Below are 19646 nucleotides of genomic sequence, written 5' to 3'. Positions count from 1 at the left end.
TTTATTTATTATCCTTATTTAACTCTTCTACAATATCCCTTTTCCCTATTCTATTAGCAAAAGGGATAAAAATAATAAGGACCATTCCGAACATCCCCGCTACTACCGTTACAATAAGTTGGAAATCAAAAAATAAAGGTGTACGATCTCTTATACTTACCATATAGGTTAATAATATTCCTATAACAGCCCCTAGTACGATTCCAATAAGTACATATAAATTAACTTGCGTCAAAATAACTTGTACAATCCCCTTTTTCTTAACTGTTATTGCTCTTAAAATAGCAAACTCTTTTCTTTTAGATTGAATATTATTTATAAGTGTATTACATACCCCTAATGTTACACTAAATAAAATTACTACAATAACAACGATGAAGATGGACCACCTTTGCTGAAACATTAAATTAGATTGCTTTAACGATTGAGTATAACTACTTATTTTTAATTGTGGATATTGACCTTTCAATTTCTTTAATTGCTCCAACGTCTCTCTCTCATTATTTGAACTAATAAATGCTCGCTCAAAAACTGTATAATCTTGTTTATATGTTACATTTCTCCAATCCATAAGTACCGCAGGAGAATTCGGTAGCTCATTAACAATTAATCCGATTTCTACCTTACTAGTCGGTCTAACTTTTTGTTCCTGTTCTGAAAATAGACCCAATTGAACGATATCACCTGCATGAAGTTTATACCGCTCCGCTAACTCTTTTGTAACAATTATACTATTCTCCAAATTTGCAGGTACTTCTGGCAGTAATCCTTGCTTTTCCATTTCCTTTAAATCACCTAAATTATAGTCAAAAGTAATATAATTTTCACCTTGTTTTAATTCTGCCAGTGAGTTCGTACTAATTGTACTAGCTCCTTTTACACTACTTATTTCTTTAAATATATTTTGTATATGAGGTAAGGTAATGGTTGAATCATTAGTCAAACGATTTTCCACAACAATATGTGTTGGAAATTCTCGTTTTAAATATCTTTCATTATTTTTTTGCATCGTTTTAAATATAGTGGAGCCGAAGACAACTATTACCATCATTGTACTTATCATTAAGATAACAAATGTATTTTTCCTTACTTGCGGAATTACATTTTTAATAGCAACAAATGTATTCCTTCCAAATATTTTTTTCATTATTGGTAGACATACTATTAATATCGAAGAAAGATAAGTCGGAAATAATATATATACTCCTAAAAAGAGAAATATAGCTCCTATTACTATCACTATTGCCTGCGTATCTCCCGTATTTGCTACAAAGCCACCTAAAACAGTTAAAAATATACTACTAATTAAAAGGAATTTCCCCATAATACTGCGTGTTTTTTTATTAGAAAAGTCTGATTCTTCATTTTCGCGCATAAGCTTTACTGGCAATATTTTCGAACTTCTGTACGAAGGATATAACATAAACAGTTCAATAAAAAAGATACTACAAATCATCGTTACAATTGCTACTTCATAGTCGAAACCCATTGAATTCATTTGAAAAGCAAATAACTGTTCTAGCCAACTTTGTAAAAAACGGTCACTTATTACAGCTAGTAACAAACCGAATATTCCACCAAAAAAATTAATTACACTACATTGAATAAATATAACTTTAAACATTTGTTTCGTTGTTGCTCCCATTGATCGCATAATAGCAAATTGACTTTTATATTTATATAAAAATACTTCAAAGTTAGACATTAATAATAACGCAGTAATAATAAGTATTACTGCAGATAAAACGATTATAAAAATATGTAATGATGCTAAATTACTTTTAAAAAACTCGTCTTCCTCTGCAATATCGATTCTTAATTCTTCGTCTATTTTATGAATTTGACTAGACAATGCTAGTACATCCGCATTCTCTTTTGCTTTTATTAACACATAAGTAGCCTCATTGTGTTTACCCGTTTTTTCATATACGTGCTGTTTCACCGCATCTTCCGATAAAATGAGTATATCTGGAGCTGAACCTCCAGCTTCTATATCAGGTAACACTTCTTTTACTACATAGGATTTATTTTCTATTTCAATCTTTTCCCCAACTTTTACTTGTAAAGTTTCTGCTAATCCATCATTTAATGTTACTTCCTCATTTGATAAATTTTCAGAGAAGTGATATCGACTTTTAGATAACGAATCATTTTGAACACCTACTGTATAAATAGCTACATTCAATTTATTCACTTGTAAATGATTTACTAATACTTTTGACATGTATTCAATATTTTCTTGTTTCTTAATATTTTGTAGTAAAGATTTATCCATCAATTTATTTTGATCAGGGTTATATCCAACAGATAAATCCATATCTCCATATACATTTTTCACTTCATTTATAACAGACTGTTTCGCATGACTCGAAAACACAATCATCGTAACAATTAGAGAAACGGCCAACATAACACTAACTATAGAGGAAATAGCAGGAAATTTATTCTTCTTAAAAAAGCGTAAACCTAATCCTCGTACTGATTTTATCATTTTGATGTCTCCATTAATTTTTTAAATTTATCTAAAATAATATTCATATCATTTACTCCATGAGAACACGTATAATTATCAACAACTTCTCCATTATGAAAGAAGAGAACCCGATCTGCATACGTAGCGATATGGGGATCATGAGTAACAAGAATCATACTTTGATTAAATCTTTGTTTCATATCGACTAGTACTCGTAAAATATCATTAGATGTATTGAAATCCAAATTTCCAGTAGGTTCATCTGCAAGAACAATTGGAGGAGATGTTATTAACGCCCTACCAATTGCAACACGTTGTTGTTGTCCCCCAGAAAGCTGAACTGGTCGGTGATTTCTCCAATTTATTAAGCCAAGAACATCTAATATTTTATTTGTTTTTTCTCGTATCTCCTCTTCTGAATCAGCTGATAATATGAGGGGTAATGCAATATTTTCTTCTACAGATAAATCCTTTAATAAGTGGAATGACTGAAAGATAAATCCTATGTTATCCCGCCTGTACTCCGTGGCATATGGTTCAACAAACATATTTTTAGGCACTTCACCATTTACATATACAACTCCCTCATCAGGCTTGTCTAAAGCACCAAGTATGTTTAGTAATGTACTCTTCCCAGACCCACTCGTCCCCATTACGGCAAGGAGTTCTCCTTTATTCAGCTCCAAAGATACATTTTGTAAAGCTCTAACATTTGTATCTACACTCTCATACGTCTTACTTAAACCTTGAACTGCTAACACAGTTTCACTCATCTTTATTCACCTCAACATGATTAAATGTTATTTCCTCCATCAGATTAACTTGAATTAAAACTTTTTCTTTTAAATTACTAGGTGGTACAATTTCTGTTCCTATTTGGAATAACAACACTTTTAACTCGAGAATTGTAACCATTTCTATCCCTCCTCACTCTATATTGGTAACAAATTCAAATTTCGTTCGATTTTTTTATAAAAAAATAAGGGAACGCTCAGCGCCCCCTCTCAAATCCAATCCGTTTTTTAATTTCCGCTAAATTTACCTTCGCGATTTCTTTTGCCCGCTCAGCACCTTTTTCTAACGCTTCATATAATAAATTCGGCTCATTCATATACATAGCGTATTTCTCACGGGGTTCAGCTAATTCGCGGTCTATAACACGAAACAACTCTTTTTTCACATCGCCCCATCCAATGCCAGTTTCATACTTTTCACGCATCGACTGCATTTCATCTTCTGTCGCAAATTCTTTATATATCGTAAATAACGTTTCTAGTTCTTTCGGTTCATTTGGAAGTGAAGAGTCTGTTTTGATTTTAAATATTAACTTTCGTAGTTTTTCTTGTTCTGCAAATAATGGAATCACATTTCCATAACTTTTACTCATCTTCCTTCCATCAAGACCAGGTAAAATGGCACCTTCTTCTTGTATGACATACTCCGGAAGCGTAAACGTCATGCCAAATGTATGATTAAAATACGTCGCAATATCACGCGCAATTTCAATATGCTGAATTTGGTCTTTCCCGACTGGTACATGAGTAGCTTGAAATAATAATATGTCAGCTGCCATTAAAATCGGGTACGTATATAACCCCATATTAACCCCTGCATCTACCTCTAAACCCGCTTCTTTATTTTGCTCCACCTTCGCCTTATATGCATGGGCACGGTTCATAAGCCCTTTCGGAGTTAAGCAAGCTAATATCCAAGCTAATTCTAGAATCTCCGGCACTTCTGTTTGTCTGTAAAAAATAACATCTTCTCCAAGTCCGAGTGATAACCAAGTAGCTGCTACCTCTTTCGTATAACTACTAAACTGACTTGGATCATGTACAGCATTTAATGCATGATAATCAGCTATAAAATACAATGCTTTTCCTTCATTACTCTTTGACATTTGCAGTGCAGGTTTAATCGCGCCAATATAATTCCCTAAATGCGGATAACCTGTCGGCTTAATTCCTGTTAACATTATTTTTCCGCTCAACCTAACTCCTCCTTTCTCAGAATAAAAAGAGCCCCTCATCCTTAAAAAAGGACGAGAGACTCCCGCGGTACCACCTTCATTAGCTATCATCATAGCTCACTTCAACTTCTTAACGTGAAGTAGCCGTCTTTGCCTACTCATTTCAGCAAGAAGCTCCAGAGCCCATTCCATATTCATCCCTTACTGATTTCCACCACATATCAGCTCTCTGCAAAGTTTCGAATATGTACTCTTCTCTTTCATTGCTTTTCGTTATTTTTTACAGTTTATCACATTTCTCACTCACAAAAAAACTAAATTTTCTTTTTATTAGATTTTAACAATAGTTATTACCAATTTATCCCTTTCGATATATAATCAATATATACAGAATTCCTTTACAATACAAAAACGGGGTGAAGTCATGGGTTGGTTTACTAAAAAAATGAATAAAGTTGCGAACGTTATTCAAACTAACGATGATACTTTAGGCGTAATTATACATTTCACATCCATCGCTATATATGTATACACTTGCGATGAGTACATAGAAACATTTGACGGTGCGCTCACTTTTGAAAATGCGAACGGAAACCAAATAGAAATCGGAGGTACTTTCATTTCTCTTGAAGTAGATGCTAATTTTCGCATAGACGATTTAATATTTGATTACAAACTAAAGGAAAGCAATCTACCTATTATTGAATTAAAAGCCTACGCATAAGGTTTATTTATTTACTACAACAAGAGTATAAATAAGAAAGAGCTAAAACAGTTTTACCTGTTTTAGCTCTTTTTTTACGTATTCAACTTAACAAATCTATAACTATGCGTTACTAACACTTTTAATATCGCATATCCTGGAATTGCTAAAATAATCCCCATAATTCCAAATAAATTTCCGGCAGTTAAAATAATAAAAATGATAGTAATTGGATGAATGTCTAGCTTTTTTCCCATAACTTGCGGAGAAATAAATTTACCTTCTGCTAACTGTACGACCATCATAACGATAATTACTTTTAACACCATTGCTGGCGAGTCAATAAATGCGATAATTAATGCTGGTGTAATTGCAATGATTGGCCCTACATACGGAACGATATTTACAATCATCGCTAAAATTGCAAGTAGTACCGCATATTTAATACCAATAATCAGGTAGCCGATTAATAACATAATACCAATAAACAAGCTAACGATAATTTGCCCTCTAATATACGAGCTAATCGCATAATGCATATCATCTAGTATTCTCATCGCTGCTGGTTGTCTTTGTTCTGAAATAAACTTTAAGAAATGATTCGGTAATTGCTCACCATCTTTTAAAAGATAGAACAATATAAATGGAACCATTACAAACGTTAAAACGACCTCTGTAACAGTACTTAAAAATCCAGTTACATTTCCAGTTACTGATGATAACGACTTCGTAAAATCAACTGTGTAGTCTTTTACCATACTCGCTACATCAATATTTAAATTCTCCTGAATTTTCCCTAGTAAATTACTTTCCCCGAATCTACGTGCCGCTCGCTCAATTTCATGACCGAAATACGGTAAGTTATCTATTAATGCATCAATTTGATCTTTAATAATCGGGATTACTGTTACAACTAAAAACACAAATAATCCTAGCACTATTATATATATAGAAGCGATTGATACGATTCTTGAAACACCTTTCTTTTCTAAAAGCGAAACGAATGGATGCAAAATATAAAATAGCACACCCGCTAATAGTACTGGGAAGAAAATTGTTTTTAAAAAGACGATAAACGGAGTAAACACAAAAGAAATCTTCGTTAGCAGTAATATGTTAATAAACAATAACGCAAAGCCGAGTAACACCGCTAAATAATTTTGCTCTCTAAAAAACTTTTTCAACTTATCTCTTTTTCTAATATTTAATTTCTCCAACGAAACCACCTCTTCGAATGATGAAAAGCCCTTATTCAGGGCTTTTCATCATGATCTATATCTTTATTTCCTTGCAGCTTTCACTACAAATGATACAATAAGAATTAACACGATTGCCCCTAATAATGCTGGCACGACATGAATCCCACCAAATGATGGCCCAAAAGATCCAAATAATCTACCACCTAACGAAGCACCTAATAAACCTGCGATAATATTTCCGAACATACCACCTGGAAAATTTTTACCCGTTATAGAACCTGCAATTGCACCTATAATAGCACCAACTATTAATGTGATAATCCATCCCATTTTTAGCCCTCCATTTCTATTATGGTGTATTTCTTTTTAATACTAAATTGTTATGTAACTATTATAATTATTATATCCAATAAAGAAAAATCTTGTCAAATCTATGAAAATAAAGCCTACAAGGAGGTTTTACCCTATGATTCAAAAATTAATTACAACTTCTCACAACACCGCTACTTATATTTTAAACATTCAAATACCCGCTTATGAAATTGAAGCAAAATATATAAATAGCACAGCTATTCCTCGCCTTTATGATACTGTAGCCGATATTCAATCATGTGATGAAATTTTTTACGGCTATTTTTATGGAGATACACTTGCCGGGTTTATTTCTTTTAAAATGGATGAAGAGGAAGTTGATATTCATCGTTTAGTAGTATCCCCCGATCATTTTCATAAAGGAATCGCCACAAAACTACTACTATATGTATTTGACATGTTCTCCCCTTCACAAACATATATTGTACAAACAGGGAAAGAAAATACACCTGCTCTGTCTTTATATAAAAAACATGGATTTATTAAAATAAATGATATTATATTACCCGATGGAGTGGTTTTAACCTCACTCAAAAAATCAGAAAACATAAAATAGTTTGACTCATCAATTTATTTATGTTATCCTTTACTTTATAAATCCTTTTGCTGAGTCCAAATTTTGGAGCGGGGGAACCATTTTTGTAGCTATGCTACTTGGGGCGAATCTTATTTAAGTAGGGAAACTCTCACTTCCCGAGTCCGACAGCTAACCTCGTAAGCGTAATGGGAGAGGAAGGTGCTTTTTGCCTATGTTACACAGTGTACCTCCTTAATTATAAATATGGGATCGATACCAATAGACACCTATATTTATAGAAAAGGAGACATGTATAATGTTACGTTTATCTGATCACGCAATAAAAATGATGGAGCAAAGACTTCGACTCGAACAACACCGCACATATCAAGCAAATAAAGTTGTAGATAACTTACATCACAAATACTTCTTTCAACATATTTTTCAACCGAAAAGATAAAGAAAAAAACACAAGGTGTGTCTATACAGACATTCCTTGTGTTTTTTATATTCCTTATAATATTCTCACTACATTTAAACTTGCCGTAATCGCACCTGCTATAGTCGTCACATGCCCTACACCTAATGGACCATTTTGTAATATTAATGTTGAATTAGCACTCGTTACATTCACAAGAAGCGTATTTGAAATGGCAGGTTCGATTACTACAGTTGATGTCGTTACGTTTTGTATAAAACTCCCTGTTAGTTGAGCTCCATTTAATAATAATCTGACAGATACTGTCTCATTCCCAGCACTTGCATCTCCTTGAAAATAATAACTTACCAAATATATTCCTGGTGTAGATACGGTAACCGTTGTGGCACTAGTTAAAGATACACCAGTTCCATATACAGTGGATCCAGAATTAATTGGGATGTTGGCATTTGCTGCAATTGCACTCGTTGAGGTAGAAAAGAAATAGCCGCCACCTGTTGATATGGCAGACGATCCAGTTGGGCCTGTTAAGCCGGTTGGGCCCGTGGCACCGGTTGGGCCTGTTACTCCCGTTCCCCCTGTTGCTCCTGTTATTCCTTGGATTCCTTGGATTCCTGTTGGGCCTGTTGCACCAGTCGCTCCTGTCGCTCCGGTTGCTCCGGTTGCTCCCGTCACACCTTGTGGACCTTGAATTCCTTGGATTCCTTGAGGACCTGTTATTCCCGTCGCTCCGGTTGCTCCCGTCGGACCAGTTATCCCTTGTGGTCCTTGGATTCCTTGCACGCCTTGTGGACCGGTTACTCCTGTCTCGCCTGTTGCACCCGTTTGACCTGTTCCCCCTTGTGGTCCTTGAATTCCTTGGATGCCTTGTGGACCAATTGCTCCAGTCGGTCCGGTTGCCCCTGTTACACCGGTTGGACCTGTTGATCCGGTTATTCCTTGTATTCCTTGCGGTCCAGTTGGGCCTGTTGGACCAATCGAACCTTGAATTCCTTGCAGACCTTGAATGCCCTGTGGACCGGTTGGACCTTGGATTCCTTGTATTCCCTGAATTCCTTGCGGGCCTGTTGCACCCGTTTGACCAGTTGGCCCCTCTGGACCTTGCACTCCTTGTATTCCAGTCGCACCGGTTGGACCTATACCTCCTTGTGGCCCCTGAATTCCTTGTATCCCTTGAGGACCTGTTGGACCAGTTATACCACTTGGACCTTGCACTCCTTGTAAACCTTGAGGACCTGTTGGACCGATTGGACCTGGAATTCCTTGAAGACCTTGTAAACCGGTGGGGCCTGCCTGCCCCATTACTCCTTGCTCACCTTGTATTCCTTGTATTCCTTGCGGACCTGCCTGCCCAAGTGGACCTTGTGCCCCTTGCACTCCTTGTTGACCAGTCGGGCCAGTTGCTCCTATCGGTCCTTGTACTCCTTGTAAACCCTGTAATCCGGTTGGTCCGGTTACTCCCATTACTCCTTGTGGACCTTGGATACCTTGGTCACCTGTTGGACCTGTTACCCCCATTGGCCCCTGTACGCCTTGCAAACCTGTTAAACCGGTTGCTCCGGTTGGGCCCATTACACCTTGCACTCCTTGTATTCCAGTTGCTCCGGTTGCTCCGGTCGCCCCTGTTGCACCGGTTGCTCCAGTCGGACCTGTTGGACCTCCCGGTGATCCTGCTGGACCCGTTGGACCGGTTGGGCCTCCTGGCGGACCTGTTGGACCCGTTGCTCCTGTTGGACCTGTTGCAGATCCAGTTGGACCTGTTACTCCCGCCTGACCTGTCGAGCCTGTCGGCCCTTGATCCCCTTGCAAACCAGTTGCCCCTGTTGGTCCTATTACCCCTTGCACTCCTTGTATCCCCTGAGAGCCTGTTGGACCAGTTAACCCCATCTCACCTTGCGGACCTTGTAAACCTTGAACACCAGTTAAACCGGTTGGTCCCATTAGCCCTTGCTCCCCTTGTATTCCTTGAGAACCGGTTGGACCAGTCGGACCCATCGGACCTTGAATACCTTGTATACCTGTTACCCCTTGTAAACCACTGCTCCCTAAATTCCCTTGAACACCTTGTATACCCGTATTTCCTGTTGGACCAGTCGGACCAATTCCACCTTGCACCCCTTGTATCCCTTGTATTCCGGTTGGACCCACCTGCCCGATTTCCCCTTGTATACCTTGTATCCCTTGTATTCCGGTTGGACCTGTTTCTCCCATCGGCCCTGGTATTCCTTGTATCCCTTGTATTCCAGCTGGGCCAGTCGGACCCCTTTCGCCTTGCATACCTTGAACACCTTGAATTCCCTGTGGACCTTGTTCCCCCATCGGCCCTTGACTACCTTGAGAACCCCGTGGTCCTGTTAAACCGGTTGGACCAGGTGGACCAATCTCTCCCTGCACCCCTTGCACACCTTGAATTCCTGTAGGACCTGTTGGACCAATTGGCCCTTGTACGCCTTGTATTCCTTGCGGTCCAGTCGGTCCACCTAAAGAACCTGTCGGACCGGTTGGACCAGTTGGCCCCGTAATACCTGACGCCGGAAAAGGAATAGGTGCTTGAAACTTACTACACTTATCTTGATCCCTCACAAGCATCTCCCCCCGTTATAACTAACGTGTCAAACTATTTTTAATACATTTAAACTAGCAGTTATCACACCAGATAATGTCGTTACATGCCCAATAGCTAATGGGCCATTTTGTAAAGATAAAGTAGCATTTGAAGAAGCAACATTAATGACCATCGTATTAGAAATCGCTGGTTCTAATACAAAAGTACCTCCTGTAACATAAAAAATAAAACTCCCCGCGACTTGCGTTCCATTTAAAGTAAGCCTCACGGAAATCGTTTCATTCCCCCCATTTGGATCACCTTGAAAATAATAACTGACTAAATATATTCCCGGCGTACTTAACGTTACAGTTGTTGCATTTGTTAAACTGACACCAGAACCAAAAATTGTAGACCCGGAATTGATTGGTATTAGTGCATTCGCTGCAACTGCACTCGTTGAAGTAGAAAAGAAATAACCACCTCCGCTAGGTAAGCCAGTCGCCCCTGTTGCACCTACTATTCCTAAGGAACCTATAGCCCCTATACTACCAGTTGCTCCAGTAGGTCCCACAGCTCCAATCGGCCCTTGACTACCTTGCGCTCCGGCTGGACCTACACTACCGTTAACCCCTGTCATTCCCCTTGCTCCAGTTGGGCCTTGTATACCTTGTATACCTTGAGCACCTTGTATTCCGGTTACTCCCGTCGCACCGGTAGGTCCTGTCATTCCTGTACTTCCTTGTATCCCCATAATCCCTTGAACGCCTTGTATTCCTTGTGTACCTGTTGCCCCTGTTTCTCCTGTCGCTCCTGTTTCTCCAGTCACGCCCGTAACCCCAACATTTCCTTGTGGTCCCTCGGGTCCCTCAATACCTTGCGCACCTTCCACTCCTTGGGGACCTGTTATCCCATTTTCCCCCAAAAATCCTTGAGGACCTCTAATTCCTTGCGCTCCAGTTGGACCGGTGATCCCTTGTATTCCTTGCATACCTTGAGAACCTTGTGCTCCTGTTGGGCCCGCTATACCTTGTATTCCTTGAGGACCTTGCAAACCAATCGCACCAGTTGGACCGATTATTCCTCGGACTCCTTGAAGACCTTGAGCACCTTGAGCACCAGTTAATCCAATTTCCCCTTGTATTCCTTGTGAACCTTGTATACCTTGTGCTCCAGCTGCTCCTGTTTCCCCTCGTATCCCTTGAGGGCCTTGTATACCTTGTGCTCCAGCTGCTCCTGTTGGACCGGTGATTCCTTGTGGACCTTGGACTCCTGCTGCTCCTGTTGTGCCTGTGGGACCAATTATTCCTTGTAACCCTTGTATTCCTTGTGCTCCTGTTGTCCCTCGTGGACCTTGTATTCCCTCGATACCTTGAGGGCCTTGTGGACCAATCGCTCCTGTAGGTCCAGTAATTCCCGGAGGCCCGACCGGACCTTCATGCCCTCCAGTTGGACCAGTTGGGCCACTATCACCTGTAGGGCCAGTTGCTCCTATAAGTGGAAGAGGCAGTGCCACTCCAAATTTTTTGCACTTTCTATGACGACGCACAACAATCCCCCTTCCCCAAAAATAATTACACCTTTTATATGAAATGCATTTTTATAAGAAAAGTACACCTCTGACCTCATTTTTTAAAAAATAAAGAAGCCTATCATTTCAAATAGATGAAATGATAGGCTTCTTCTTATAAAACACTTTATTTTCTCGCCTTAATAATAAAAGTAGTTGGCACCATTCTCGCTTTATATAATGAATAATATTTCTTAGACGGCTCAGCTCGTTCTCCATCAAACGAGGTCGATGGCTCAGGTTCTTCTATTCTCTCAATTGTAAACCCCGCTCTATTTAACTCATTTATGTATGTACTTATTTTTCTCTTATATAATGTCGCTTGTACATTTTCTCCTTTAAATGTTTCAAACGTAATAGGAGTTTCCTTATGATAAGAAGACTTAAAAGCAATTTCTTCTGTACCATACTGTAAATTTGAATATACTGGGTGCTCCCAGCTAAAAATAAAACTTCCTCCTGGCTTTACATATGAATAAATCAGTTCCAACGTTTTTCTTAAATTCGAAGTCCATCCTAATGCGTAAATGGAGTATACAATATCAAAATACCCTTTCGGAATATCCACTCCCTCTTCCATTGCGCCGCATATTAACGTTGGATTCCAACACTTTAACGTTTCATTCGCTGTTTTAATTTGTTCACTTGAAAGATCAAGACCCCATACTTCCTCTGCCCCATGTTCTGCCATATATTGCAACGAATGCCCGCTTCCACATCCAATATCAAGAACCTTTTTATTTCTAATTGAATCGAACAAATGAATCTCATCTTCAGACGCTGTATACGGGCCGTATTTCGGTAAACAATCTACTTGAAAGAAATATGGCGCAACTGTATCCCAGCACTTTTTATTTAACGCTAACATTTGTGTCCCTTTCATATTCTACATTCCCCCATCCCATTTTCTTCCCCTACTATAAATTACACATTATAACCTGATTTTCCTTTTCTCTTCGCCCGGTAATTTTTCACTTTCGCAATCGTACCGCACGCTCTTCCACCTTCTTCTCCAGCATACATACCGCACCATCTTTTACTTCCAACCTAAGCTGAATGTATACACCATGGCTTATTCTCGGTGGAATAAGAATTATTGGTTTTATTTCACTACATATTGTGAACTACCCACCACTTAGTACCCCTTACGAGCTTACTTGAAGTGGGGCTTCTCGGTTCATCGCTACTTTTGATAGCTAACGAATTTGTCCTAGGACAGCCGAGCTAACTCCCTTGTTCCAAAGGTTATTTTGTTACTATTTATGCGAACGCTAATAAGCGGATTGCTTCTTTTTTGATATTGACCGCTGCGTTATAGTCACGACTGATTGTGAGTCCACACGAACACGCATACGTGCGTTCACATAACGGCATTTCTTTTTTATTTCCACAATTACTACACATCTTTGTAGAAGGAAACCATTTATCTATTTTTACAAACTGTTTTCCTTGTTCTTGTAGCTTATATGCTAAAAATGTCGTGAACATCCCCCAACCATTATCCGCTACACTCTTACCAAATCTAAATGCTCGTGACATTCCTTTCATATGTAAGTCTTCGATTGCTACAACGTCAAAACTCGTAGCTAATTCTTTAGACTTATGATGAAGAAAATTTTTACGTTGATTGGCGACCTTTTCATGCAATTTCGCTACACGAATGCGTTGTTTATTCCAGCGTTCGGAACCTTTCACACGTCTTGCTAATACTCGTTGTGCCTTCGCTGATTTCTCTAACATCTGACGATAAAAGCGAGGATAATTTGCTTTCTCATCTTCGCTACTCACGTACAATTCAGCCATTGCGAAGTCTAATCCAACTACACGCTCTACTTCTTTTGGAGTGATTTCTTTTTCATATTCGGTCAAAATAGACACGTAATACTTACCAGTAGATGTCATCGAAATCGTACACGATTTGATGATATGTTTTGACGGGATTTCTCTATGTTGCTTCAGTTTCACCATTTTCAACTTTGGTAATTTGATATAACCATGAAATAACATAATATTTCCGTTTACTCGATTCGTTGTATAGGATTTTCTACTCTTTTTACTTTTGAATGTAGGAAAATCACTTTGACCACTAAAAAAATTCTTATACGCAGTTTGCAAGTTTAATTGCGCGTTGACCAATGCTAAGGAATCGACTTCTTTCAACCATTCATACTGCGCCTTGTATTTCGCAGGAGTAGGGAATTTTTGTTTCTTCAGTTCTTCCTTGTTCTCTTTATATTTTTCATATACTTCTTTTCGTTCAGCTAACATTTTGTTATACACAAAACGTACACACCCGAAGGTTTTTCGTATGAGATGTGCTTGTTCTTCTGTTGGATACAGACGAAATTTATACGCCTTATTCTGCTTTGGCATATCCATTCACCTCATTTTTCGCTTCATTTCCCATAAGCTATGACGGTGATCACACAACCTGAACACTACAAGACTATTATCTACTTTCATTGTTATACCAAAATTCCCCTCTTATAAGACTAATTATATCAGAGGCGAAATAAATAGGAAAAACAAATGTTTGGCTACGCCAAATCGAAATTCATCTCCCACCTGCCGCTAGACTATCGTCTTTCACACGCCTGAGGAAGGAGACTTCTTTCGGATAATATGTTAAATATGAAAAAGGATTTCCTAAAGAAGATATATACCTACTATAAAAATACTGATTCTCGGCAATAAGTAAACTTTTCAATCCCCCTTACATTGGATATACACCTGTTTTCATTTACATATTATGGTATAATCAAAAAGAATGCTAGCTAAACATTTACATAAAACACTACAAGCCTAGCAATGCCAAAATCCAAAATCACTTGAAATTGGGGGATGTTATGAGAAAGAAATTAAGTGCTCTTCTATTCATCGGAATCATATTATCTGGATGTTCAACTATAGCGGAAAATTCTTTAGAAACCGGAAACGGCAGTATTGAATTATTAACACCAACGATTACTACAAAAGATAACGAATTAGAAATTAAGACTGAAGGTATTGATGAGAATAAAGTAACTTTTATTTATGTTGCCAATAAAAAAGTATTCGAACAAAAAATAAAGAATGGTGAATCCTACAAGCTTGATATTACAGGTATCAAGGATGCTCATAGGACAGACTACAAACCACGAGTCCAACTTTTACAGAATGAAGATGATGATAAAGATGGCGAAATGGTAACGTTTAAACAAGTTAGATATACAGTTAAACAAAATTAATTTTATAGGTATTTCCTTATAAATATAAGAACGAAAATATACTTTTAACAGAGGGTACATATAAGGGGGGGGAACATGAAAAGAAGGTGGATTTCTTGGTGGATTGGTAACATATTTTGGATTATCATTTTTGGAATATGGGCCGCTATTATTTGGCTACGCGACGTTGATGGTGCTGGAGTTACTCAAACACCCGAACTTAAATCCATTTCACTTATCGTTTTATTAATCGCGTTTATCATACCTGTATTTATTCAAGTTATATGGCTAATCATGAATTTGAGGGCTGGCCGTAACAAATATTGAAACTGTTCTAAAAAAGAGAGGAATCTACATCAAATAGATTCCTCTCTTTTACATATGGACTTATACTGCACTTTTAATGCAGCACTACTCCCCTTTTTTACGATGCATGTTCATCTTTCTTCTTCATTAACGCTCTCTTCTTCATTGCCTTCGTTAAATATCCGCCTTTAAATGAACGAATTTCATAAGAAGACATAAACGCTTTCGGTGCAATTTCATTAATTATTTCTAACAGTTCTTTTTCTCTAGAACGCTTTGCAACGATATCTAAGCGATAACGTATTGAATTAATTCCTTCGCCTTCAAATACTGTAACACCAAATCCAGAGTGACGTAGTTCATCTACTAATTCATTACAACGGTCTAGTAAACTAACTTGATACGTAATATAACCAATTGCTAATTTATTCTCTATATAACCGCCTAATAATAGTCCCGTACTAAAGCCAATGACATAGGCAACGATGTTCATCCAATTTGATAAATCTTGAAACACAATACCTAAACTGACAATGTAAATAGCTCCTTCTAACAATCCAACACCAGCAGCGGATCTTGTTTGATTCTTTACAAGCAAAATCGTACGGATTGTCAAAATGGGAACGTAAATAATTTGAAGCACAAAGATAAGTAACGCTTGTAACATTGGTATCCACCTCTTTCAAAAAGTCTTTTGTCATAATAACATACATAACCTTTAGAAATCGATGGGTTTTTAAATTTTTTTACATTATTTTTCATACTATTGAAAAACGTAAAAAAGAAGCGTATTATATTTGTCGTAAATTTGATTCCTTTCATTAGCTCGCTTTAAACACAAAAAGGAACCCCATTAGGTCCCTTTCATCATAGCTCTATGTTTTTCGAAGCATGTTCCCTTTGCTTCTCTTCCTCTTTCACTAACTGAATATTCGCATAAGCTAAATTTGCAATCATTAAAAAGTGACCACCTAAAATGCCTGTACCGAATGCCCACATTTCCATTTCATGCTCAATTTCATACATGATGATAGCTCCTAAAATGGCTGCAGCGAATCGGTTTAACACTCCTAATCCAGGAGCCTTTTCTTTCATTACGATACTTTTTCCAAGTTTCTCCACTCTGCGAGCTAATAACCAAAGGCAATATGCACTTACAGCTAATCCAATACCAAACCCTGTTACTTGTTTTCCAAACGGAGTAATCGTCCACATAAGTAGTAAACCACTAAAGATCACATACAATTGTAATCGATATACACGTAAGGCTGCTTGAATCAAAATATCCGCTCCTAATTTCGCATTTTTTATACTTTAGAAGAAAAGCAGCAACTTACACAGTTGCTGCTTTCTCTTCTTCTTGCTCTTGTTCCATTTTACGAATTTCAACACGTTTAATTTGGTAAGCATCTTTTTCTAACACTTTAAATTCATAACCTTCCGCCTCAACATGTTGTCCTTCTTCAATTTCATGATTTTGCATCATAATCCAGCCACCGATTGTATCCACATCGTCTTCTTCAATGTGTAATCCAAACAAATCTTTCACTTCTGAGATAAGCACTTTTCCATCAACGATTTTATGGTGCTCATTCACATGCTGAATTGGTGGTGCTTCATCTTCATCATATTCGTCACGAATTTCGCCGACGATTTCCTCCAAGATGTCTTCAAGCGTTACAATCCCTGCTGTTCCTCCGTACTCATCATATAAAACAGCCATCGGAATTCGCTTCTTCTGCATTTGAAGTAATAAATCGTGAATTGGAGTCGTTTCCATCACTTCAATAATCGGACGCATATACGAGCGAATAGATGATAAATCTTTTTGATCCTCGGTCATATATCGAATAAAGAAATCTTTTACATTGACCATACCGATAATATCATCTTTATCTTCTCCAAAAATCGGATAACGTGTGTATCGCTCATTTTGGATTACTTTCATGTGTTCTTCTACTGAATCTTCCAGGTAGAAACCAACGATTTCTGTTCGCGGTACCATAATCTCTTTTGCAATACGATTATCAAATTCAAAAATGTTATTTACATACTTGTATTCAGCCTGATTAATTTCGCCACTTTCATAGCTATCTGAAAGGATAAGACGTAATTCTTCCTCTGTATGAGCTACTTCATGTTCTGAAGCTGGTTTTAAACCGAATAAGCCAGTTACAACACGAGCTGAACCGTTTAATACCCAAATAAATGGATACATGACTTTATAGAACATCATTAACGGACCTGCCAATAACAACGTTACTTGTTCAGCCTTTTGAATTGCCATCGTTTTCGGAGCTAATTCCCCTACTACAACGTGTAAATACGTCATTAGCATAAAAGCAAGACCAAATGTTAATACTGATGAGATAGAAGGATTTATGTTCCATTTCTCAAATAACGGGTGTAATAACTTTTCAATTGTCGGTTCACCTAACCAACCTAATCCCATAGCTGTAACTGTAATACCTAATTGACAAGCAGATAAATATTCATCTAAATTTGTTGTTACTTTTTTCGCTGCTAAAGCACCGCGTTTCCCTTCCGCAACAAGCTGATCAATACGACTTGAACGTACCTTTACAATCGCAAACTCTGCTGCTACGAAAAATCCAGTAAATGCGATTAAAATCGCAACCATGACTAAATTAAATATTTCCAATGAATCCCCCTAGTTTAAAAAACTAAGGTGTCCACCTCCTGTATACTATAATGTTTTCTTATTTGTTCATTAGAAAACATAGCCCGATACAAAAATTAAAGAGGTCGGATTTCACTTTTTTCTATAATAATAGAGCAAGTGTCTGTATTAAAGCTGTCGTTTGACCAGATAAAGATTTCGATATTTTTTCACGTTGTGAATCAGTCAATCCATCTAAAAGCGGTTTTAACTCCGTTAACTCTGCTTCTAATCGATGAATATGGTCTGTCACTTCATTCACTTGTTTCGAAACGTGTTCATTGATACCGAGCAGCTTCTTCTTCTCCTCGATTTTCTCTTTAATCTCACAAAGCGGCATATGCATTTCTTTGCACTTCTCAATAAATTGTAATGTCTCAAATGCTGTTTCGTCGTAATAGCGATAATTAGATTGAGATCGCTCCGCTTTTAAGATTCCTAGATTCGTATAATAATCAATCGTTCGTTTCGACACGTGAGCCATGAGAGCCAACTGTCCGATTCGATACACCTTCCCAACGATCTTCCCCCCTTGTTTATATTACTACCATCATACAATACATAAACTGTACAGTCAAACGTGACGGTTTATTATTCATAATTTATACAAAATTTCACATGCTATCTAAGTATGTAGTATATTCACACTCTATAACTCTATAACTCTATCCATATAGTTAGATTAATGTTTTTTCGATATGCTGATACCAAAATGTAAAAATGGAATCACACATTCCTTTCAACCTTCCTTAATTTAAAACATATGATAATACTATTGAAATAAAATCATTATTTATGCAACTGGAGGAGATTAAAATCACTAGGACAATTATCTCTCACTTTTATAACGAGGAGTATTTATTACCATGGTGGCTTATGCATCATACAAAAATATTTGATCACGGCATATTAATTAATAGAGGTTCTACAGATCGTTCTGTTGAAATTTGTAAATTATTTGCTCCCAACTGGGAAGTACGAAATTCAAGATTCCTTGATTTCGATCCCACTAATACTGATATTGAGGTGATGGAAATTGAAAGAGAGGTTTCAGGTTGGAAAATGGTATTAAATACTACGGAATTTCTTTGTTGTAACAATGTAGAAGAGTTTTTCTCATCACTTCATACGTTAGGCCAAAATATGTATGCGATTAGAATGATTGTCATGATTGATAAGCATGATTACAATTATTCAAAACTAAGATATTCCATTCCTTTAGTAGAACAACGATATCACGGGCTTTTTCCTTATAACCCAGCAGTCGGATGTGCCTGGAGATTTATACACAACCATCTTGATGGTGCATATTTACCAGGCAGACATTTTACGCGGCACCAACCTATCATTTATAACTCCCCTTCATTCATTTTCAAATTTTATTTTAGCCCTTGGAACGAACATACCAAGGCAAGAAAATTACAAATTACACCTACCCTCTCAAAAAAGGGCGTTCAATTGGGACTTCAAAAACAATATGGTCGATCCTCTGAAGAACTCGAAGCTCGATTTTTAATGTTAACTAATTCAACACAAGATCTACGTAATCACCCTGAGTATCAACAATTATTCCCTAAATTCAAACCTTAATATTTCTCACCCTATCATGCTCCACATATTTTTACGCACTTAGTCAAAACGAAAACCATTTGCATACAATATGAATA

Annotated in this window: 19 protein-coding genes, 3 pseudogenes, 1 riboswitch and 1 other annotated feature; of the genes and pseudogenes, 7 read left to right on the top strand and 15 right to left on the bottom strand. The window is 37.5% G+C overall.

Translation table 11 applies throughout. The annotated features are described in order from the left end of the window. Position 1: 1 nt before the first annotated feature. From AABL52_RS10765 to AABL52_RS10750, 4 genes are all read right to left on the bottom strand, one after another. Positions 2–2491 carry an FtsX-like permease family protein gene (locus AABL52_RS10765; protein ID WP_341519350.1) on the bottom strand — a complete coding sequence of 830 codons (2490 nt, stop codon included), beginning with the start codon at positions 2489–2491 and terminating at the stop codon, positions 2–4. After that, positions 2488–3246 carry an ABC transporter ATP-binding protein gene (locus AABL52_RS10760; RefSeq protein ID WP_097918107.1) on the bottom strand — a complete coding sequence of 253 codons (759 nt, stop codon included), beginning with the start codon at positions 3244–3246 and terminating at the stop codon, positions 2488–2490. The genes AABL52_RS10765 and AABL52_RS10760 overlap by 4 nt, the downstream gene beginning before the upstream one ends. Next, complete coding sequence (locus AABL52_RS10755) at positions 3239–3388, bottom strand: hypothetical protein (RefSeq protein ID WP_097843070.1); 150 nt, start codon at positions 3386–3388, stop codon at positions 3239–3241. The genes AABL52_RS10760 and AABL52_RS10755 overlap by 8 nt, the downstream gene beginning before the upstream one ends. 76 nt (positions 3389–3464) lie before the next feature. After that, on the bottom strand, positions 3465–4502 hold the full coding sequence (locus AABL52_RS10750) for a tryptophan--tRNA ligase (RefSeq protein ID WP_341519349.1): 1038 nt from the start codon (positions 4500–4502) through the stop codon (positions 3465–3467). Positions 4503–4507: 5 nt separating this feature from the next. Further along, positions 4508–4715 (bottom strand) — a binding site (T-box leader). A 151-nt stretch (positions 4716–4866) separates the two neighbouring features. Here AABL52_RS10750 and AABL52_RS10745 point away from each other — a divergent pair. Beyond that, a complete protein-coding gene (locus AABL52_RS10745) occupies positions 4867–5166 on the top strand; it encodes a hypothetical protein (RefSeq protein WP_341519348.1) in 300 nt (99 codons plus the stop codon). 74 nt (positions 5167–5240) lie between these two features. On the opposite strand, the gene AABL52_RS10740 is transcribed toward AABL52_RS10745, so the two are convergent. Together AABL52_RS10740 and AABL52_RS10735 are read right to left on the bottom strand one after the other, a co-directional pair. Beyond that, positions 5241–6362 carry an AI-2E family transporter gene (locus tag AABL52_RS10740; RefSeq protein WP_048546503.1) on the bottom strand — a complete coding sequence of 374 codons (1122 nt, stop codon included), beginning with the start codon at positions 6360–6362 and terminating at the stop codon, positions 5241–5243. A 63-nt stretch (positions 6363–6425) separates the two neighbouring features. Continuing rightward, positions 6426–6674: a GlsB/YeaQ/YmgE family stress response membrane protein gene (locus tag AABL52_RS10735; RefSeq protein WP_000539721.1), complete on the bottom strand. Its 249-nt coding sequence runs from the start codon at positions 6672–6674 to the stop codon at positions 6426–6428. 136 nt (positions 6675–6810) lie between these two features. On the opposite strand from AABL52_RS10735, the gene AABL52_RS10730 reads away from it, so the two are divergent. Then, a complete protein-coding gene (locus tag AABL52_RS10730; RefSeq protein WP_341519347.1) occupies positions 6811–7272 on the top strand; it encodes a GNAT family N-acetyltransferase in 462 nt (153 codons plus the stop codon). Between the two features lie 38 nt (positions 7273–7310). Further along, a riboswitch (cyclic di-AMP (ydaO/yuaA leader) is annotated at positions 7311–7453 on the top strand. A gap of 96 nt (positions 7454–7549) precedes the next feature. Further along, positions 7550–7693 (top strand): hypothetical protein, encoded by a 144-nt coding sequence (locus AABL52_RS10725; protein ID WP_000945246.1) that lies wholly within the window; start codon positions 7550–7552, stop codon positions 7691–7693. A 54-nt stretch (positions 7694–7747) separates the two neighbouring features. Here the strand turns inward: AABL52_RS10725 and AABL52_RS10720 are convergent, their stop codons facing one another. From AABL52_RS10720 to AABL52_RS10705, 4 genes and pseudogenes are all read right to left on the bottom strand, one after another. Continuing rightward, positions 7748–10261, bottom strand: a complete 2514-nt coding sequence (locus AABL52_RS10720; protein WP_341519346.1) for a BC_3345 family exosporium-associated protein — start codon at positions 10259–10261, stop codon at positions 7748–7750. 23 nt (positions 10262–10284) lie between these two features. Next, a pseudogene (locus AABL52_RS10715) lies at positions 10285–11709 on the bottom strand (collagen-like protein); the annotation flags it as partial. Between the two features lie 205 nt (positions 11710–11914). Beyond that, positions 11915–12670, bottom strand: a complete 756-nt coding sequence (locus AABL52_RS10710; protein ID WP_341519345.1) for a class I SAM-dependent methyltransferase — start codon at positions 12668–12670, stop codon at positions 11915–11917. Between the two features lie 41 nt (positions 12671–12711). After that, positions 12712–12831 (bottom strand): annotated as a pseudogene (locus tag AABL52_RS10705) (CGNR zinc finger domain-containing protein); the annotation flags it as partial. On the opposite strand from AABL52_RS10705, the pseudogene AABL52_RS10700 reads away from it, so the two are divergent. Continuing rightward, positions 12811–12948: pseudogene (locus AABL52_RS10700) on the top strand (MDR family MFS transporter); the annotation flags it as partial. The pseudogenes AABL52_RS10705 and AABL52_RS10700 overlap by 21 nt on opposite strands. A gap of 99 nt (positions 12949–13047) precedes the next feature. Here AABL52_RS10700 and AABL52_RS10695 read toward each other — a convergent pair. Beyond that, a complete protein-coding gene (locus tag AABL52_RS10695; protein ID WP_423250473.1) occupies positions 13048–14160 on the bottom strand; it encodes an RNA-guided endonuclease TnpB family protein in 1113 nt (370 codons plus the stop codon). A 473-nt stretch (positions 14161–14633) separates the two neighbouring features. Here AABL52_RS10695 and AABL52_RS10690 point away from each other — a divergent pair, with 473 nt between their 5' ends. Then, on the top strand, positions 14634–15014 hold the full coding sequence (locus tag AABL52_RS10690) for a hypothetical protein (protein WP_106102559.1): 381 nt from the start codon (positions 14634–14636) through the stop codon (positions 15012–15014). 75 nt (positions 15015–15089) lie between these two features. Next, positions 15090–15320, top strand: a complete 231-nt coding sequence (locus tag AABL52_RS10685; RefSeq protein WP_341519344.1) for a DUF3923 family protein — start codon at positions 15090–15092, stop codon at positions 15318–15320. Positions 15321–15417: 97 nt separating this feature from the next. On the opposite strand, the gene AABL52_RS10680 is transcribed toward AABL52_RS10685, so the two are convergent. The 4 genes from AABL52_RS10680 to AABL52_RS10665 form a co-directional block, all read right to left on the bottom strand. After that, positions 15418–15966 (bottom strand): DUF2179 domain-containing protein, encoded by a 549-nt coding sequence (locus AABL52_RS10680; RefSeq protein ID WP_000938441.1) that lies wholly within the window; start codon positions 15964–15966, stop codon positions 15418–15420. 200 nt (positions 15967–16166) lie between these two features. Next, positions 16167–16580 carry an ATP synthase subunit I gene (locus AABL52_RS10675; RefSeq protein WP_000613582.1) on the bottom strand — a complete coding sequence of 138 codons (414 nt, stop codon included), beginning with the start codon at positions 16578–16580 and terminating at the stop codon, positions 16167–16169. A gap of 52 nt (positions 16581–16632) precedes the next feature. Then, entirely contained in the window at positions 16633–17961 is a 1329-nt protein-coding gene (locus AABL52_RS10670; protein ID WP_097843060.1) for a hemolysin family protein, read from the bottom strand. A gap of 121 nt (positions 17962–18082) precedes the next feature. Continuing rightward, positions 18083–18490: a MerR family transcriptional regulator gene (locus AABL52_RS10665; RefSeq protein ID WP_000285637.1), complete on the bottom strand. Its 408-nt coding sequence runs from the start codon at positions 18488–18490 to the stop codon at positions 18083–18085. 284 nt (positions 18491–18774) lie between these two features. Between AABL52_RS10665 and AABL52_RS10660 the strand changes: the two genes are divergently transcribed. Further along, complete coding sequence (locus AABL52_RS10660) at positions 18775–19569, top strand: glycosyltransferase family 2 protein (protein ID WP_098085517.1); 795 nt, start codon at positions 18775–18777, stop codon at positions 19567–19569. The last annotated feature ends 77 nt before the right edge of the window (positions 19570–19646 follow it).

The sequence above is a fragment of the Bacillus paramobilis genome (assembly GCF_038096195.1).
Taxonomy (GTDB): domain Bacteria; phylum Bacillota; class Bacilli; order Bacillales; family Bacillaceae_G; genus Bacillus_A; species Bacillus_A mobilis.
Note: the sequence above shows the minus strand (reverse complement) of the source record. Positions and strands in the feature narration are given on the sequence as shown.